A 16,613-nucleotide genomic window follows, 5' to 3' on the forward strand; every position below is an offset into this window, starting at 1 on the left:
TTGGTGAAATGATTTTGTGAAATGTAAAATGTTTGTTTTGTATACATTTCACATTTTTACATCTCACATTTTACATCAGACTATTTATTAATAGACGAATTGGTTTTAGATTCTTCTAATTTAATAGCGCTTAATTCTTTTTTGGCTTCTTCAACGACATCTGGATAATCTGTAAAATTGTTTATTACGTTATCTAAAATATAAGTTGCCTGATAACTGTCTTTTAATCCGTAAAAGTTTTTCGCCATTAAAACTAAACTCTTCGCTCCGTAATATTTATAAGCCGAATAATTCTTTGCTAATTTTTGAACAGAAACATTCGAAGCATCAAATTTGCCTTCTTTTGTTTTAAAGTACGCGTCGTAATACAACGCTTCTGCCGCTAATTCTCCTTTTGAAGTTGCTGATAATTTAGCGTAAGCCGATTTAGCTTTATCTTCATCTCCAGTCTGCATTGCTGCGCGTGCTACAATAATCTGTGCATCTGCTTTTACATTCACATCGGCTTTTGGGTTCTGCAAAACCTTGTCTGCAAAAATTACTGAGTTGCTATAATCTTTCTTATCATAATAACATTTCATCAAATTAGCTTGAGCAAAGTTTTTATTTTGCGGAAAATCAGCTTCATTTTCTAAGCGTGTCAAGACCGGAATCGATTTGTCGCAATCTTTAGCTTTTAGGAAAATTTGAGCCAACCTATTTAATGATTGTTCTGTAAATTCATTTCTTGGCTGATCAATTACATATTGATAATTAGGCACTGATTTAGTTTCTGAACCTTCAGCATAATACAATTGTGCTAAGTAAAAATTAGCTTCTAAAGAATGCATTCCTGATGGAAATTTATTCACATAACCCATAAAACCTGTAATTGCAAGTTTGCTGTTATTTTGACTGTATTGTTTGAAAGCCGCATCATAAGTATCGTTATCTAACTCAGCATCTGTAACCGAAACAAAATCTAACGTACGCACCCAAGTTGCATATTCATCTACTTTTCCAGAATCAACATAAATTAATCTTGCTGTAGAAACTGCCTCTAAAGCTTCTGGAGTTTTTGGAAACTCAGCCGCTACTTTTTTGAATTTCACTAAAGCCTGCTCGTCACGATCTGAGTTGTAATAAATCAGACCTTGTTTTAAAATAGATTTTGAAGTAAATGATCCGTTTTTATACTCTGAAATCAGCTGATCGTACGTTTTAATCGCCTGATCGTTCTTTTTCTCTGCTACATACGTATTTCCTAATTCATACAAAGCATCATCACGATATTCTGATTTTTTGTACATCTGAAGAAAATTATTCAGTTCGTCAACTTTCTTGTCATTTTTAGACATAAAACCGTATGAAATTGCTTTTTGAAATTGAGCATAATCAGCATCAACTCCTTTTGCCTCAATCGCTTTTGCATAAGCTTCATTCGCCTGAGCATATTTTGCACTTACAAAACGGCAATCTCCTAAACGCAAATACGAATCATTTAAACGTACTTTGTCTTCTTTTGAATTGTCAATCTGAGCTTGAAAGGAGTTCGCAGCCTGATCGTATTCTTTCAATTTAAAATAGGTGTAGCCAATATTATAATTGATATTTTTATATTCATCAGTTGATTTGGCTGCTGCAAGTCCAGCAAACTGTTTGTAGCTTAATAAAGCATTCTGAAAGTCATCTGTAACGTATTCTGTTTCAGCTTTCCAAAAAGTAGCGCGAGCTGTAAATTCAGGTGTTTTTTGTTCGCTGACAGCGCTTTTAAACATTTTTCCTGCTTCTGAATAATTTGATTCATTATACAATTCTAAACCTCTGTAAAAAAGCACTTTTTGATAAGCTGCCTTATTTTCGGCAGATCTGTTTTTCTCTAATAAAATTAAAGCTTCTTTATAGTTTTTAGACGAAATATAAGAATCGACCAATAACTTTTCTATTTCAGATTTACTTGAATTGTTTGGATATTTTTTCAAGAAATCAAGCAAAATTCCAGGAACAGTTTGGTAAGCATTTCCTATTTCATAACTCAATTTTGCATAATTTAAAGCAGCATCTTCTTGAATCTGCGCATTAAATTCCATTTCAGAAGCGTTTTTAAATGCATTTAATGCTTCTTGTTTTTTACCGGTATTCAAATAACTTAAGCCTAAATGGTAGTAAGCATTTTGTGCAACGAAATCTTTTCCTTCAATAATTTTATTGAATTGAGAAATTGCTTTTTCATACTCCTTTTGCTCATAATAAGCATAACCTAATTGATAGAAATCAGTATTATTCCACTTTCCTTTTTTACCTTCGTATTGCTCTAAAAACGGAATCGCTTTTCCGTATTGCTTTAAATTGAAATAACTTTCTCCGATAATTTTATTAAGTTCTGATTTTTCAATCGCATTCGATTTAACCATTGCAGTTTGACCTAAATCAATAGCTTTTTGAAAATTTCCTAATTTGAAATTCATATCAGCCTGATAATACGAAAGCTTTTCTTTGTATTTTTCCTCGCCTGAAACTTCGTCAAAATATTTGGTAGCCTCTTTATAATCATCGCCTTCGTAAGCCATAAATCCTAAATAATACTTGGCTTGAGAACCAAATTCAGGAGAATTCACTACCTTGTTAAAATAAGTAGTCGCTTCTTTTTTCTTTTTGGCATTGAAATAACTGTAACCTTTTTGGAAATTAAATTTATCCGAATCCGATTTGCTCATGTAGCTTTCATCGACTTTATCAAACCATTGCAAAGCTTTTGGGTAATTTCCCTGCTCGAAGTAAAACTGAGCCACTTCGATGTAAGCTTGATTTTGCTTTGTACTTGTTGGATAATCATTTACAAATTTTTCCATCAAGGCATCGGCATTTGCCTTATTGGTTCTAATAGCACAATTGGCAATGTAATAAGCACAATCTGACTGAACTTCTTCAGTTGTTGCATTGTTTTTTACATGCTCAAAAATAAGTTGTGCCGAAGCATATTGTTTGTCATTATATAAAGTCAGTGCTTTGTCAAAATCCTTTAAGTCGTAAGTGTAAATAGCTGATTTTTGTGCCGAAACTGTGGTCGAAATAAGGATTATTTGGAATAAAAAGAACCAGGAAAATTTACGCATTGCAATTATATTTAGTATTCAAATGTATCATTTTATACCGTCTATAACGAAACGTTTCTGGCTTTTATTATAAACTTTTTTTTAAATAGTCGTGATTTTAGACCGTTCTTACAGATTAAGTTTAACCATTGAGGTCATTTAATTAATTATAAATTAGATGCTTCTATATTATTCTCTGATGATGAACTTAGATGACTTATATGGTTTGAAATTTTTATTCAGAAATGATTCAAATTTATTTTGAATCCAAGCGTTATCTTATTACTTTTACAAATCAAATCAATTTTACTATGTCACAAATCGTACTATCTCTTAAAGAAGTCACTATATATCAAGAAGGAAGAAAAATTTTATCTCATATTAATTTAGATGTTCAACACGGTGAATTCATCTATATTATCGGAAAAACGGGTTCAGGAAAAAGTAGTTTCATGAAAACTTTGTACGGAGATCTTCCTTTAACAGAAGGAGAAGGCCATATAGTTGAATTTGATTTGGCTGCTTTAAAAGAAAGTGAAATTCCGTATTTAAGACGTAAAATCGGAATCGTATTTCAAGACTTTAAATTGCTTCCAGACCGTTCTGTAAAAGACAACATGCTTTTTGTCTTAAAAGCAACTGGATGGTCTGAAAAAGAAGCAATGGAACATAAAATTGACGAAGTTTTGGATAAAGTAGGCATGAAAGATTTTGTAAACAAAATGCCTCACCAACTTTCTGGAGGAGAACAACAGCGTGTTGCAATTGCAAGAGCTTTGCTGAATGATCCTGAATTTATTTTAGCCGATGAACCAACCGGAAATCTTGATCCGCAAACGAGTTCTGAGGTGCTAGAAGTATTGAAAAAAATTAACGCCAACGGAAAAACGGTTATCATGGCGACTCACGATTATGCTTTGTTGATGAAATTCCCATCTAAAACTTTAAAATGTGAAGATGAAAGAATTTTTGAAGTAGTGCAAAGAAGCGTGTAATGCTTTCCATTTTAATTCCGGTTTATAATTATAATGCTTTACCGCTAGTTACTGAACTTGTAAAGCAATGTAATTTTAATGGAATTACTTTTGAAATTCTTTGCCAAGACGACGCTTCAAACTCTCAAGAAAACATTCTAAATCAAGAAATTAATCTTATTTCCAATTCTTCTTTTTTTGTAAATGAACGGAATTTGGGAAGAGGAAAAAATATCAACTCATTAGCGTTAAAAGCAAAATACAATTGGCTGTTAATTTTAGATTGTGATACTTTCCCGACTGCAAATAATTTTATTAAAAAGTATGCTGATTTAATTTCAACTGCAACTAAAAATATCTTTTTTGGCGGCATCATGTATGAAGATAAAAAGCCTGAAAAAGAACAGCTTTTACGTTGGATTTACGGGAAGAAAAGAGAAGCTGTTTCTGTTTTGACTTCTAATTTATTAATTAAAAAAGAAGTTTTTCTTCAATATCCTTTTGATGAATCGATCACAAAATATGGTTATGAAGATTTGCTCTTTTTTTCGGTTTTAAAATCAAATCATTTTCAATTTTTACAAATAGATAATCCCACTTATCATTTGAATTTAGAAACTTCCATTTTATTTTTAAAGAAAACTAAAACAGCTTTAGAAAACTTGGTTTTTCTTTATAATTCAAGGAAAATCTCCAAAGAAGAAAGTAAAATCATAAAAGCTTTTGAACTTTTAAAAAAGCTAAAACTAATTCGTTTTTCAGCTTTTCTTTTTAATACAAATCAAAAGAAAATCGAACGAAATTTGTTATCTCAAAAACCTTCTTTACTCCTATTTGACCTCTATAAACTGGGGTGTTTTTGCAATTTAAAAACTATTGCCAAGATTTAAATTTTCTAAAAAAGTTTCCCACTTCTTCATTACTTTATCAATATTAAATTGTTGTGAAGTTTTTTTCGCATTCAAACTAAATTTCGACCTCACTTCTTCATTTTCAATTAAAAAAGACAGCTTTTCTACAAACATTTCCTCATTATTATCAGGAATTAAAATACCATTTTCAGCATTTGTAATTATGGTTCTTGGGCCAATCGGGCAATCATAAGCAATACAAGGCAAACCCAAAGCCATAGCTTCTAACAAAACCATCGGAAAGCCTTCGGTTCTTGAAGTCATAGCGTAAATGGAAGCTTCTAGATAATTCTCTTCAATATTATTTACAAATTTGAAATAATTTATTCCAGATTTTATTCCCAAGCTAATTGCTTTTTTCTCTAAAGATTGGATATCATCTGTGTAAATATCCAAAGTCCAATCTGGGTGTTTTTCACCAGCTTTCTTCCAAATTAACAACAAACGGTCTAATCCTTTTTCATATGAATTTCGGGCAGCCGTAATCACTTTTTTATTTTTTAAATCAGAAAAATTTTCGGTCTGAATCCAAGACGGATTCGGAATTACAACGCCATTTTCAACATTCCATTCTTTTAAACTTTCATCAGATAAAGCTACTATTTTAGTAAATCTTCTAACTGCAAAATCTTTGAATCTATATTTTAATTTTTGAATTAATTTGGATAATAAATTAGTTTTCTGACTTTGTTCTTCAATAAATTTAGAACCGTGACATTCAAATACAATGGGAGTTTTGGTTTTGATTATAAATGGAAAAACAAAAGCTTTTAAACCATTATCTGCAACTAAAATTACATCTGGATTAATCTGTTTTATTTTTTGCTTTACTTCTTTCTTATATGATTTTAAAAACTGAAAAGTATTGCCTTTCAAAATCATATTATGAAATACAACTTTAGAACTAAAATTATAAAAAGACAAATCCGTTTCTTCGTTTTGAGATAAAATATGAACTTCATACCCAAAATTCTCTATAAAATAATTTGCTTTTATAGACAAAACCCTAGCCACTCCGCCAGCATTTTTTATTTTGGGAACAATGTAAAGGAGTTTCATTTTTTAGAAATCAAAAAAGTTCCAAAATCCCTTATATAATCTGTTTCTTCAAACACATCTGAAGCCAAAACCAGACAAACGGAGCCTGACGAAAAATTTTCTAATTCTCTCCAGATTCCTTGTGGCAAATGCAAACCTATATTGGGTTTATTCAATAAAAAGCTTCTTTTACTGGTTCCATCATTCACTTTCACCTCAAAACTGCCGCTTAAAGCTATTAAAACTTCGTGTTGTTCGATATGCGAGTGTCCGCCACGAAAAGCAGAACTCGGAACATCAAAAAGATAGTAAACACGCTTAAATTCAAACGGAAGAATATCGTTTTGAATGAACGCTAAATTTCCTTTCAAATCTTCTACAACCGGAATTTTAAGGACTGTTATATCTTGAATTGTAGTCATATTTTTAATTTGCTTTCATCAAATTTAACCATTGCTGTCCAACTTTTTCTAATAAAAAAGGCTGAATGCTTTCAAATGCATTTTGTTTGCAATTTTGATATAAAACTTCATCTGAAACAAATACATTCATTGCTTCAGTCAACTTCTCCCAATTTTGATTTTCTACTAAAATACCATTTTCTAAAGATGTAATTATATCTCTTGGTCCAAAATCGCAATCAAAAGAGACAACTGGAGTTTTGCAAGCTAATGATTCTAAAATAACATTCGGAAATCCTTCGTTTTTACTGCTTAAAACTAGAAATTTAGCTTTGCTTACATATTTAAAAGGATTGCTTTGATAGCCTAAAAGATGAACAAAATCAGAAACTTTATTCTCTAAAATTGCTTTTTTAAGTTTTGATTTATCTCCATTTCCCACAATAACGAAATGAATATTTTTTTGAGGCAAAATCGATTTTGAATAACTTGAAATTAATTGATCAAACTGTTTTATTTGATTTTCATATTGTCCTACGGCGATAATAAAATTGAAATTAAAATCTATATTTTCATTTTGCTTATTCTGAATTTCCTCTACATAAACAGGGTTATGAATCGTGACCACATTTTGTAATTGATGTTTGTTTTCAATCAGTGTTTTCATTTCATCAGAAATAGCAACATTTGCGTAACAATGATTATACATCAACCTTGTCAGCCGAGAATTGTTTGACATATAATGATCAATCAAAAAACTGTGAACCGTAAAGATTGTTTTGGTATTATAAATAAATCTCGCCAAAATAAGTTCCTGAACAATCTTGGTACGAAACCGAAAATCAATTATAAAATCAAATTTATTTTCGTTTAAATACTTCCATAAAGCCCATAATCTCTTAGCTTTATTAAAAAGTCCATTGCTTTTATTTTTAAGCAAACCAAGATTTACTAATTTTCCTGAATACGGAAAACTAACTTCGTCTAAAACAATAATTATATCCACTTCAAAACCTTGATTTTCAAAAAAAATAGACAAATTTGCCATAACTTTATCACTTCCGCCTCCGCTTAAGCGATAACCAATTAAAGCAATTTTATTTTTTTTGTGAGACAATATCATTCGTGATTTATTATTTTCGTATCAAATATATAACTCTTTAAAAACAATATGCAAGATAAATCATTAGTGACCATTATTTGCTTGTGTTACAATCAAGAAAAGTATGTTGTGGAGAGTTTGCTTTCGGCTGTAAATCAAGATTATCCGTTTATTGAATTGATAATTGTAGATGATTTTAGCACGGATAATTCTAAAGAAACAATTCAAAATTGGCTTGTCGATTATCCTGAAATTCAATTTATTGCAAACGAAACGAATTTAGGAAGCACAAAATCGTTTAATAAAGCTTTAAAATTAGCCAAAGGCGATTATATTATTGATCTGGCTTGTGATGATATTTTATTGCCCAATTGTGTTTCATTACAACTAAAAGCCTTTCAGCAAAACCGCTTTAAAAATTTGGGAATTGTTTACGGAAATGCCGAATTAATTAATGAAAAAGGTAATTTTTACTTTTATTATTTCCCAGTTGATGCTTCAAAAAAAACAATCGAAAAAAGACAAATCGGAGATATTTATTTGAGTGTTATTTCAGGAGGCAATAGCATTTGCTCAGTTTCTTCAATGGTTAAAAAAACTGTTTTCGACGATCTAAAAGGTTATGATGAAGATTTAGCTTATGAAGATTTAGATCTTTGGATTCGTGCTTCTCGCAAATATGACTTTGATTATATTGATGAAATTTTAATTAAAAAAAGAATCTCAACAACATCTTTTGGAACTCATTTTCATTTAAAAAATGATTCAAGATCTAAGAAAATAAATTATTCTACGTATTTGATTATTCAAAAAGCAATTCATTTAAATAGATCTAAAATTGAGCATAAAGCCATTTTAAAAAGAATGCATTTTGAAATGATTTTGGCTTATAAAACAGCAAATTATAATTTGTTATTCAAATATATTTTGCTGGAAATAAAACAGCGTTTCCGCATAATAAAAAAAGGCTTTAGCGAATCTGTATCATACGCGTTGCATTTTTAAATTGTCAAAAAATCATCTAACTGCTGTTTTTCTCCTTGCCAGTCTCTTGAAATATTAGACCGAATTAATTTTGCTGGAATTCCTCCAATCAAAATATTTTTACCTAAAGAAGTATAATTTTTTGTACACAAACTATTCGATGCAATTGTACAAAAATCAGATGTTTGAGTTCCTTTTAGAACTGAAACTCTATTGCTTGCAAAATTGTAATTTCCGATGAGAATTGGTGCTGATTTCTCAAGTTTTGCGCCTGTTTCTGTGTCAATTAAATCATGAAAATTAGTGTCTATGATTTGAGCTTCTGAACCAAAGCGTGCATAATCGCCCAAAACAATTTTTTCAGTACAAATTATTTTACCGCTTGATGCTATCGATGCCATATTTCCGAGTTCGCAATTTGCATTTTCGCCAACGAAAACAAAACAATCCTTACCAAATTGAAATTTTCCTTTAAACGTTAATTTTCCTAAAATAAAAATTTCTGAAATGCCTTTTTGAGCTTTATTCAATTCATACGGCTGACCAAAACCAATCATGCCCTTTTTAATATTTCCGTCAATTTTAATTTCGCCAGCTATTGAAGTAAATTTTACTCTTCCGTAAAAGAAAACAGGCAGTTTTTTAGCAATTTGAAAAGGGAATTTCTTAAAATTAAAATATAGCGTCTTTGTCCAGTTTACCGAATAGTAAAACTTGAGTGTGTGATAAAAAGACCGGCATTTTCTATAACTATTCTGAATCATTTTTATCCTTTTTTCTTTGAACAAATGACGTGAATATTTCCCTTAAATTCATCTTTTTATTAATTTGATAAAAACTGAAACTCAGAGAAATAAAAATCATTAAAGTCAATAAACTGTATTTTAGAGCTGAAATTTCAATATAACGAATTAAAAAAGTACTAATACAAATTAAAAAACAAACAAGATAAGTTTCGTAAAAATCTTTGTCAAAATAGAAATTATATCTTTTTTTAGTGATGATTTTTAATCCGATAAAATGAAATAAAAAATAAAGACAAAAACTAAAGCCCAGCCCCTCTAATCCGTAAAAATAATAGCAAAAAATATTCATTATCAAAGACAAAATATTGAAGCCAAAAGCAGTTTTTAGGAACATTTTAGAATCGCCTTTTGCAATTAAAATAAAGCCCATTGCCCAGGAAACTGCCCTGAATAACATTCCTAAAATTCCAAAACAAAGCATAGACGTTATTTCATTAAATTTTGGTGTGTAAATAACTTTAATTATCAATGAAATAAAAGTCAAAAACAAAACAATTATAGGCGTGATAATTAGGATTGATACAAAAGCTTGCTGAACAACACTGGACCTAATTTTTTTATTATCAGAATTTATCGAAGCTAATTTCGGAAAATAATCGGTACTCATAACGGTAAAAATAATTCCTACATACGAATTTAATAAAGTGAAACCTGCGTTATAAAAACCAACTTGTTCCAATCCTCCGTTTTCACCAATATAGATCTGAATTAAATACGTTGATAATAGTGTTAAAACACTGCTGATCGTCAGCATAAAACCCAATTTCACAATAGCTTTTCCTTCTTCTAAAAATACGGTTTTTGAAACTTTTTGTTTTTCAATTATTACTTTATTGGAATAATAAAAAGAGAAAATCAAAGCAGACAAAGAAGCAATTATAATTGTTGGAATTATGGCATCAATCTTTAAAAAATAATAAAGCGGAATCGAAAAAAGCAAACCAAATAAATTGCCGTACAAATTAGCTTTTGCTAAAAATTTCATCTGTCGCAAACCTTGCAGAACAGCCAATTGTCCAGATGATAATTGTTTGAATAATACTGTTATCGCCAGAAATATAAAGGTATAGGTTTGACTAGAATCTCCAAAAGTAATGATACTTAGTGCTTTTGAAAAAATCGTAACAAGCAGCATACCTAAAATTCCTGTAAAAAAAACAATCTTTTTTACAATTTGAACTGTTATAGAAACTGTTTTTAAATCTTCTTTTTTATAGTTTTCGGAGATGTTTTTTACGGCACTCGTTTCGATTCCTAAACCAGAAATTCCACTGACAAGACTCAAAGTTGAATTTAATAATGCTATAATTCCCATTCCGCTTGGGCCAATAAAAACAGCTATCAATTTGGTTCTGATAATCGAAACTAAAATCGTAAAAAACTGTACGCCACCAAAAATTGAAGTTGTTTTTAGGATTTCTTTATATGAAGTTTTGCTGTCAGACACGAATTAATATTGGTTTAAAATTTCGATGATAAAGCTAACTTCGTCATCTGTCAAAACTGGACTGATCGGCAAACTCAAAACTTGGTTGTGGATTTTCTCTGTAATTGGAAAAAGTAGATTCTTCCATCCCGAAGTCTCAGAAGAAAATGCTTTTTGTTTGTGTGGCGGAATCGGATAGTGAATTACAGTTTGAATATGATTATGAGTTAAATATTCTTGTAAACCTTCACGATTTTCAGTCCGAATTACAAATAAATGAAATACATGATTGTTCGAAAAATCCCAAAACGGAAGGATTATTTTGTCATTTTTAATTTCAGACAAATAACGTTTTGCAATAGCGCGACGTTTGTCATTGTCCCTATTTAAATTTGGTAATTTAAGATTTAAAAACGAAGCCTGAAGTTCATCTAATCTCGAATTTACGCCAATATATTCATTATGATATTTTTGTTCAGAACCATAATTGCGAAGCGAAAAAAGCACTTTTGCCAACTCTGAATCGTTTGTGGTAATCGCACCGCCGTCGCCTAAACAGCCCAGATTTTTTCCGGGATAAAAACTGTAAGCAGAAGTATTTTTTAAATTATTAATTATTAATTGTTCATTGTAAATTGCCCCATGTGATTGGGCAGCATCTTCTACAACAATCAAATTATTTTGTACTGCAATTTCATCTAGCCTTTCCATTTCAGCCAATTGTCCATATAAATGAACGGCTAAAATGGCTTTTGTTTTTGGCGTAATTTTCTCCTGAATTAAATCGGGATTTATGTTGTAGGTTTCTAATTTTGGTTCAATCAAAACTGGAACTAAATCGGCTTGCAGAATGGCTAAAATAGTAGCGATATATGTATTTGCAGGAACAATAACTTCGTCGCCTCTTTGAAGTTTTCCGAGTTGAATATATCCTTTAAAAATCAAAACTAACGCATCAAAACCATTCCCCACTCCAATGCAGTATTTGGTTTGGTTATATTCGGCGAAAGCTTTTTCAAATGTTTCCAGTTCTTTTCCTAAAATATACCAGCCATTATTTAAAACCAATTTCAGTTTTTCCTGAAATACAGTTTCATAAGGTTCGTTTATTTTTTTAAGGTCAAGAAATGGTATCATTTTATATCGAGTTTATAAAAATCCTGATTGTAAACGGAACAGCCCAATTCTTGTTTTTGTGTCAAAAGGCCCAAATCATACTCTTTTTCGTTATCTGAATTTACGATTCCCATATCAAAAAATAATTTACCTTTTCTTTTGTATTTATGGATCAAATTAATGAATAAAAAATCAACAGCACGCGCTTCTTCTCCTTGTTTAGAAGTAGCTGCATATTGTGATTTTATTACATTTTGGGTTTCAAAAATAGTTATTCCGGCAATAATCTTATCATTTTGGCGAACAGAATATTGTCTAATATTTTGAGGAAAATTTTGCTTCAACCAAGCCATTTCTTCTTTGGTATGAACTGGTTTCGCATCAAATTTTTCTAATAATCTCGGCTCTAAAATTTCATTCCAAAAAGGAGAAAAATGTTGTTCTTCTATAATGTCTAAATCAAGATTTTCAATTCTTCTGAAATGCTTCATTTTACTTTTCGAAATCTGCAAAGGCAATTGCAAATTAATGGCCAAATTCATTTCTTTTCGCTCTAAAACTGCTCCTCTTTTAAACAAGAAAAAATCTATTTCGTTGTTTCCTTCCGGAAAATAAAAACTCGGAATTGGCTTATAATAAAAAGTTTCGATTTGATTTTCATTAAAAAAAACTAAAATCGAATCTAAAATAGATTCCACTTTTTCACCTTTCAATTTAGAAGAAAAAACCAAACCTCCATATGTTAGACCTTGATGTGAGTAAACTGAATTTTCTTTTTTATTGGCAGGCAAAACTGCTTTTAATTTTTCACCTTCAAAAATCAAAAGCGAGAAATCTTCAAAACGATCTTGGTGATATTCCATAAAATCGCGATGAAATAAAAATGTGGCGTTTTTAGCTTGAGCGATAAATTCGTTCCAAGTTTTGTAATCGCTTTTATGGTATTTTTTTACGGTATACTTTGTCATTTTCTTGCCACAGATTTATTTGATTCCAATGATTTTTAATTCTAGCCAAAAAATCTTTTTTAATCTGTTAATCTGTGGCTAATATATTATTTTAAAATCTCATTTATGCTCAAATGCTGGTAAATACCATTTGAATTTTACCGCCATCAAACGTACAGTGATAATTACTATTGAAGTTAATAAATACAAAATATCGTCTTCTAAGTTTAGTTTTTTTAAGACAAAAAATACAATTCCGCCAAAAATGCAAATCGTGGCGTAAATCTCTCTTCTAAAAATAGTTGGAATTTCTGTACATAAAATATCTCTGATTACACCTCCAAAACAAGCCGTCATCGTACCTAAGGCAATGCAAATGACTGGATGCAAATCAATCGAAATTCCTTTTTCGAGTCCGATTAAAGTAAAAACGCCAAGCCCGATTGTATCAAACAAAAACAATGAAGTTCTGAGCCTGTCAAACTTTTTTCTAAAAAGAATAGCCAGAATAAAACCTAAAATAATTACATAAACATACTGAAGGTCAAGCATCCATCCTACGGGCGTCCTGCCAATCAATACATCACGAAGCGTTCCGCCGCCTACCGCAGTTACAAAAGCAATTATAAAAACCCCAAACGGATCTAGTTTTTTATGCATTGCCGTTAAAGCGCCAGACATAGCAAACGCCATTGTACCAATAAGATCTAATAAGTGAAACATTTTTTTAGGTTCAGAAAGGCAAAGGTACAAAGGTTTTTTTTCTATTAGGTACAAAGGTTCAAAGAGACAGAGCAACAAAGATTATATATGTCTTGATTCTTTATTCTTTATTCTTGTTTTTTGTTTCTATATTCTTTCTTCTTGGCTCTTTCTTCTTGTCTCTTTCTTCTTGCCTCTTTCTTCTTGCCTATTACCTTCTAAAAAAACCTACTTCTTCACATAAATCGGACTTCTTTTTAATAAATATGAGATAGAATCGATCCAGCTGTCTTTTAAGTTAAGGAAAGGTTTGCGGGTTTGTGAGTAAATTTTAGTATTATTTCGGTACATATCAAAATACACATTATAGTAATAATACATTTGTGAATTGGCAGTTGTTGTCGAATAATCATTTGACTTAATCTTTTTATCATTGTTACTTACAGTAGTGCTTCCGCTTCCGTAAGTTGATGCAGTTGAACTAGTTGACATTGTGTATGAAATTTTAGCAGCAACAATATTGTCTACCCCTAGAATTTTTTCAAGATCCTCAATTGGGGTTTCATCTATATTGTTATGATTTATTCCTGCTTTGTGCAAAAGGCTGTTAGTTGTTCTTAAATCCTGAACTGTTAGCGGAAAAATATTTGCCGATTTATCTAACAATTTATTATACAAATCGTTTTGAGCAAATTTAGCCATATCTTCCGAGCTTTCCTGAGTGTCTGAGTTTAAGTACGGCACGGGTAAAACAGCGATTGTATTGGGTTTCATTTCTGCAGTGGCTAAATCTTGTCCCGAATTATTTGCAGATGAGCTTGATGCTGAAACATCAAAAGTTTGCGAACGCCCGCTGGCAAAATCAATTCTCGCGATCTGAGAAACATCAAGAGAAATCAGCAAAGTTTCGCCGGGCAGAGAATATTCAACCGTTTTATCAGATATTTTAGAAATAGTTCCTTCAATTATCTGATAATCTCTTTTAATTATTTTATCTAATTTTTTTCCGCCTTGAGCGAAATTAAAAACAGAAAAAAGCAACATAATTATAACTGCAAAAGTTTTTTTAATTCTCATAGTATTTCTAATTAAGTTTTGTACTAGGTTTTTCAGTCTGCCATTTACGAGCAAATAATCTGTTAATTGTTCGCTTGTATAACAAAGTTAAGAAATCATCCAACGTTATTCTTGTAGAAAAGTATTTTTTTGTAAGAATTAGCACAAATTTAAAGAGGAGCTGTTTCCTGCTGTCCTCTATATCTTTTCCTGGCTAAAGAAGCCAGAAAAAGGATACCGCTCCCATCAGGGCTAGGCAATACGTTTTCAATTGATGAATTTAGAAAAGTAAAAATGTTTTTTTTTAGCAAATTTCATCTTAAAAAACTTTCTACATATTTTGAGTATAGTAGTTGTAATCTTTTAAAACCACGCGAATAAAATCACTGTTATCTCCAGATTGGTTTTTAATTCCTGTTACGCTTTCAATTTTGGCAACCAATTTATAAATGATTTCATGATCTTTTTTGGCTACAGCTTTTTTAAAGGTTTCTTTAATGATACGCATATCATTATCTGATAATTTAATAACCAAAGGATATGTGGGCACGTATGAAGTACCGATTTCCTCTAAAATAGTATGACTTATATTAATTCTGTTTTTTAAGGTAATCACAGCCGTTCCCGCTGCCATATCGCCCAAACGCTGTGTTTTTTTGCTAGAAACCATAGCGATGAGGCCAACAAGTCCGTACAATGCTGTAAAATCAATTATTCTAAAAAACCAGCGGATTAAATAATCTCCAAAACCGGCTTGATAACCATCTATTTTAACAACTTTTATTTTTATTAGTTTTTTGCCAAAGGTCTGGCCTTCAAAAATACTTTCTAAAGTTATCGAATATATTAAAATAGGAAAATACGCAATTATAACGAGTGCTCTTATCGTCCAAGAACCTGCTCCATTGAAAAATTTCCCTAAACTTAATACATAAAAAAATAGTCCGGTAAGTACCGCAACATAAGAGAATTTAATAAATAAATCGATAAAATAAGCACCTAGTCGTTCACCGACAGAAGCTGCGATAAAATTTATTTTAACATTTTGTGTTGTATTAATAGATAATTCTGACATATTTTATATTTTAGCCTGCAATGAGAGAAGTCGCCTTCATAAAACAAAATAAAGAAAAATGGCTGGAATTTGAGCTAGCTATTTTTGGTAAAGCTAAAAAAAATCCTGACGAGTTAGCTAATTTGTACATTCAAATGATGAATGATTTGTCGTATGCGCAAACGTATTATCCAAAAAGTAAAACAGTTATTTACTTGAACCACCTTGCGTCGCAGATTTATCAGAAGATTTACAAAACCAAAAGAACGGAGAAAAATAGAATCGTGGAATTTTTCGTTACTGAAGTTCCATTGCTTCTTTATGAATATAAACGATATTTGCTTTATGCCTTTATTCTTTTTGTTGCTCTAGTTTCAATTGGCGTCGTTTCTGCAAAATACGATCCAGATTTCGTTCGATTGATTTTGGGAGACGATTACGTAAACATGACTTTAGAAAACATCAAAAAGGGCAATCCAATGGCGGTTTATAAATCAGACACAAATTGGGGAAGTTTCGTCGGCATTACTTTTAATAACCTTTATGTAGGTGCAAAATGTTACTTTTTCGGAATTTTTGCCGGAATTTTGACTTTTTACATCTTCATGAGCAATTGTATTATGCTGGGTTCGTTTCAGTATTTCTTTTATGAACAGGGCGTTTTCTGGAAAAGTGTTCGAGGCATTTGGATTCACGGTTCTATGGAAATATTTGCCATTGTAATCGAAACTGCTGCCGGATTTATTCTTGGCGCATCTATATTGTTTCCAAAAACTTTTTCTAGATTAAATTCTTTTAAAATAGGTTTTAAAAACAGTTTTAAAATATATTTAAGTACAATTCCGTTTACTATAGCCGCCGGATTTTTAGAAGGTTTTATTACTCGATATGCTAACGAAATGCCAAATTGGTTAAGCGTGTCTATCATCTTATTTACATTAGGAATAATTTCATTTTATTATTTGGTTTATCCTTTTATTGTCCATAAAAAAATACAAAAACTATCAGCCTAATTGAATTAA

15 protein-coding genes are annotated in these 16,613 nt (G+C 30.8%); 4 read left to right on the top strand and 11 right to left on the bottom strand.

Annotated features, from left to right (window positions below; translation table 11 throughout):
* Positions 1-80: 80 nt before the first annotated feature.
* Positions 81-3,095, bottom strand: coding sequence for a tetratricopeptide repeat protein (locus IR010_RS05210; protein ID WP_194602160.1), 3,015 nt, complete (start codon positions 3,093-3,095; stop codon positions 81-83).
* A gap of 290 nt (positions 3,096-3,385) precedes the next feature.
* Here IR010_RS05210 and IR010_RS05215 point away from each other — a divergent pair, with 290 nt between their 5' ends.
* Both IR010_RS05215 and IR010_RS05220 read left to right on the top strand, forming a co-directional pair.
* A complete protein-coding gene (locus IR010_RS05215) occupies positions 3,386-4,069 on the top strand; it encodes a cell division ATP-binding protein FtsE (protein WP_029268776.1) in 684 nt (227 codons plus the stop codon).
* Positions 4,069-4,938 carry a glycosyltransferase family 2 protein gene (locus tag IR010_RS05220; protein ID WP_194602163.1) on the top strand — a complete coding sequence of 290 codons (870 nt, stop codon included), beginning with the start codon at positions 4,069-4,071 and terminating at the stop codon, positions 4,936-4,938. The genes IR010_RS05215 and IR010_RS05220 overlap by 1 nt, the downstream gene beginning before the upstream one ends.
* Here IR010_RS05220 and IR010_RS05225 read toward each other — a convergent pair.
* Genes IR010_RS05225 through IR010_RS05235 form a run of 3 tightly spaced genes read right to left on the bottom strand, consistent with a single transcriptional unit; the run spans position 4,915 to position 7,515 of the window.
* Positions 4,915-6,018, bottom strand: a complete 1,104-nt coding sequence (locus IR010_RS05225; protein ID WP_194602165.1) for a glycosyltransferase family 4 protein — start codon at positions 6,016-6,018, stop codon at positions 4,915-4,917. The two genes, IR010_RS05220 and IR010_RS05225, sit on opposite strands and share 24 nt — an antisense overlap.
* The gene (locus tag IR010_RS05230; protein WP_194602168.1) at positions 6,015-6,419 is read right to left on the bottom strand and encodes a sugar 3,4-ketoisomerase; all 405 of its coding nucleotides are present in this window, start codon (positions 6,417-6,419) and stop codon (positions 6,015-6,017) included. The genes IR010_RS05225 and IR010_RS05230 overlap by 4 nt, the downstream gene beginning before the upstream one ends.
* A gap of 4 nt (positions 6,420-6,423) precedes the next feature.
* Positions 6,424-7,515: a glycosyltransferase gene (locus tag IR010_RS05235; RefSeq protein WP_194567139.1), complete on the bottom strand. Its 1,092-nt coding sequence runs from the start codon at positions 7,513-7,515 to the stop codon at positions 6,424-6,426.
* Between the two features lie 54 nt (positions 7,516-7,569).
* On the opposite strand from IR010_RS05235, the gene IR010_RS05240 reads away from it, so the two are divergent.
* The gene (locus IR010_RS05240) at positions 7,570-8,505 is read left to right on the top strand and encodes a glycosyltransferase (protein ID WP_194602171.1); all 936 of its coding nucleotides are present in this window, start codon (positions 7,570-7,572) and stop codon (positions 8,503-8,505) included.
* Here IR010_RS05240 and IR010_RS05245 read toward each other — a convergent pair.
* The 7 genes from IR010_RS05245 to IR010_RS05275 form a co-directional block, all read right to left on the bottom strand.
* On the bottom strand, positions 8,502-9,248 hold the full coding sequence (locus tag IR010_RS05245) for an acyltransferase (protein WP_228515098.1): 747 nt from the start codon (positions 9,246-9,248) through the stop codon (positions 8,502-8,504). The two genes, IR010_RS05240 and IR010_RS05245, sit on opposite strands and share 4 nt — an antisense overlap.
* Complete coding sequence (locus tag IR010_RS05250; protein ID WP_194602174.1) at positions 9,235-10,737, bottom strand: O-antigen translocase; 1,503 nt, start codon at positions 10,735-10,737, stop codon at positions 9,235-9,237. Before IR010_RS05250 ends, IR010_RS05245 begins: the two co-directional genes overlap by 14 nt.
* Before the next feature lie 3 nt (positions 10,738-10,740).
* Positions 10,741-11,853 (bottom strand): DegT/DnrJ/EryC1/StrS family aminotransferase, encoded by a 1,113-nt coding sequence (locus tag IR010_RS05255; protein WP_194602177.1) that lies wholly within the window; start codon positions 11,851-11,853, stop codon positions 10,741-10,743.
* Positions 11,850-12,800: a FemAB family protein gene (locus IR010_RS05260; RefSeq protein WP_194602180.1), complete on the bottom strand. Its 951-nt coding sequence runs from the start codon at positions 12,798-12,800 to the stop codon at positions 11,850-11,852. The genes IR010_RS05255 and IR010_RS05260 overlap by 4 nt, the downstream gene beginning before the upstream one ends.
* A 99-nt stretch (positions 12,801-12,899) precedes the next feature.
* Positions 12,900-13,502 carry a trimeric intracellular cation channel family protein gene (locus IR010_RS05265; protein WP_194602183.1) on the bottom strand — a complete coding sequence of 201 codons (603 nt, stop codon included), beginning with the start codon at positions 13,500-13,502 and terminating at the stop codon, positions 12,900-12,902.
* Positions 13,503-13,709: 207 nt separating this feature from the next.
* A complete protein-coding gene (locus IR010_RS05270) occupies positions 13,710-14,558 on the bottom strand; it encodes a hypothetical protein (RefSeq protein ID WP_194602187.1) in 849 nt (282 codons plus the stop codon).
* A 310-nt stretch (positions 14,559-14,868) separates the two neighbouring features.
* On the bottom strand, positions 14,869-15,612 hold the full coding sequence (locus IR010_RS05275; protein ID WP_029268750.1) for an RDD family protein: 744 nt from the start codon (positions 15,610-15,612) through the stop codon (positions 14,869-14,871).
* A gap of 20 nt (positions 15,613-15,632) precedes the next feature.
* Here IR010_RS05275 and IR010_RS05280 point away from each other — a divergent pair, with 20 nt between their 5' ends.
* A complete protein-coding gene (locus IR010_RS05280) occupies positions 15,633-16,604 on the top strand; it encodes a stage II sporulation protein M (protein WP_194602189.1) in 972 nt (323 codons plus the stop codon).
* Positions 16,605-16,613 lie beyond the last annotated feature (9 nt).

This window comes from Flavobacterium sp. MR2016-29, assembly GCF_015350695.1.
Taxonomy (GTDB): Bacteria; Bacteroidota; Bacteroidia; order Flavobacteriales; family Flavobacteriaceae; genus Flavobacterium.

Bases quoted from the DNA above. Each gene is read 5' to 3' on its own strand.
- IR010_RS05210 (WP_194602160.1), bottom strand. From the start codon at position 3,095: ATGCGTAAATTTTCCTGGTTCTTTTTATTCCAAATAATCCTTATTTCG.
- IR010_RS05215 (WP_029268776.1), top strand. From the start codon at position 3,386: ATGTCACAAATCGTACTATCTCTTAAAGAAGTCACTATATATCAAGAA.
- IR010_RS05220 (WP_194602163.1), top strand. From the start codon at position 4,069: ATGCTTTCCATTTTAATTCCGGTTTATAATTATAATGCTTTACCGCTA.
- IR010_RS05225 (WP_194602165.1), bottom strand. From the start codon at position 6,018: ATGAAACTCCTTTACATTGTTCCCAAAATAAAAAATGCTGGCGGAGTG.
- IR010_RS05230 (WP_194602168.1), bottom strand. From the start codon at position 6,419: ATGACTACAATTCAAGATATAACAGTCCTTAAAATTCCGGTTGTAGAA.
- IR010_RS05240 (WP_194602171.1), top strand. From the start codon at position 7,570: ATGCAAGATAAATCATTAGTGACCATTATTTGCTTGTGTTACAATCAA.
- IR010_RS05245 (WP_228515098.1), bottom strand. From the start codon at position 9,248: ATGATTCAGAATAGTTATAGAAAATGCCGGTCTTTTTATCACACACTC.
- IR010_RS05255 (WP_194602177.1), bottom strand. From the start codon at position 11,853: ATGATACCATTTCTTGACCTTAAAAAAATAAACGAACCTTATGAAACT.
- IR010_RS05260 (WP_194602180.1), bottom strand. From the start codon at position 12,800: ATGACAAAGTATACCGTAAAAAAATACCATAAAAGCGATTACAAAACT.
- IR010_RS05265 (WP_194602183.1), bottom strand. From the start codon at position 13,502: ATGTTTCACTTATTAGATCTTATTGGTACAATGGCGTTTGCTATGTCT.
- IR010_RS05270 (WP_194602187.1), bottom strand. From the start codon at position 14,558: ATGAGAATTAAAAAAACTTTTGCAGTTATAATTATGTTGCTTTTTTCT.
- IR010_RS05275 (WP_029268750.1), bottom strand. From the start codon at position 15,612: ATGTCAGAATTATCTATTAATACAACACAAAATGTTAAAATAAATTTT.
- IR010_RS05280 (WP_194602189.1), top strand. From the start codon at position 15,633: ATGAGAGAAGTCGCCTTCATAAAACAAAATAAAGAAAAATGGCTGGAA.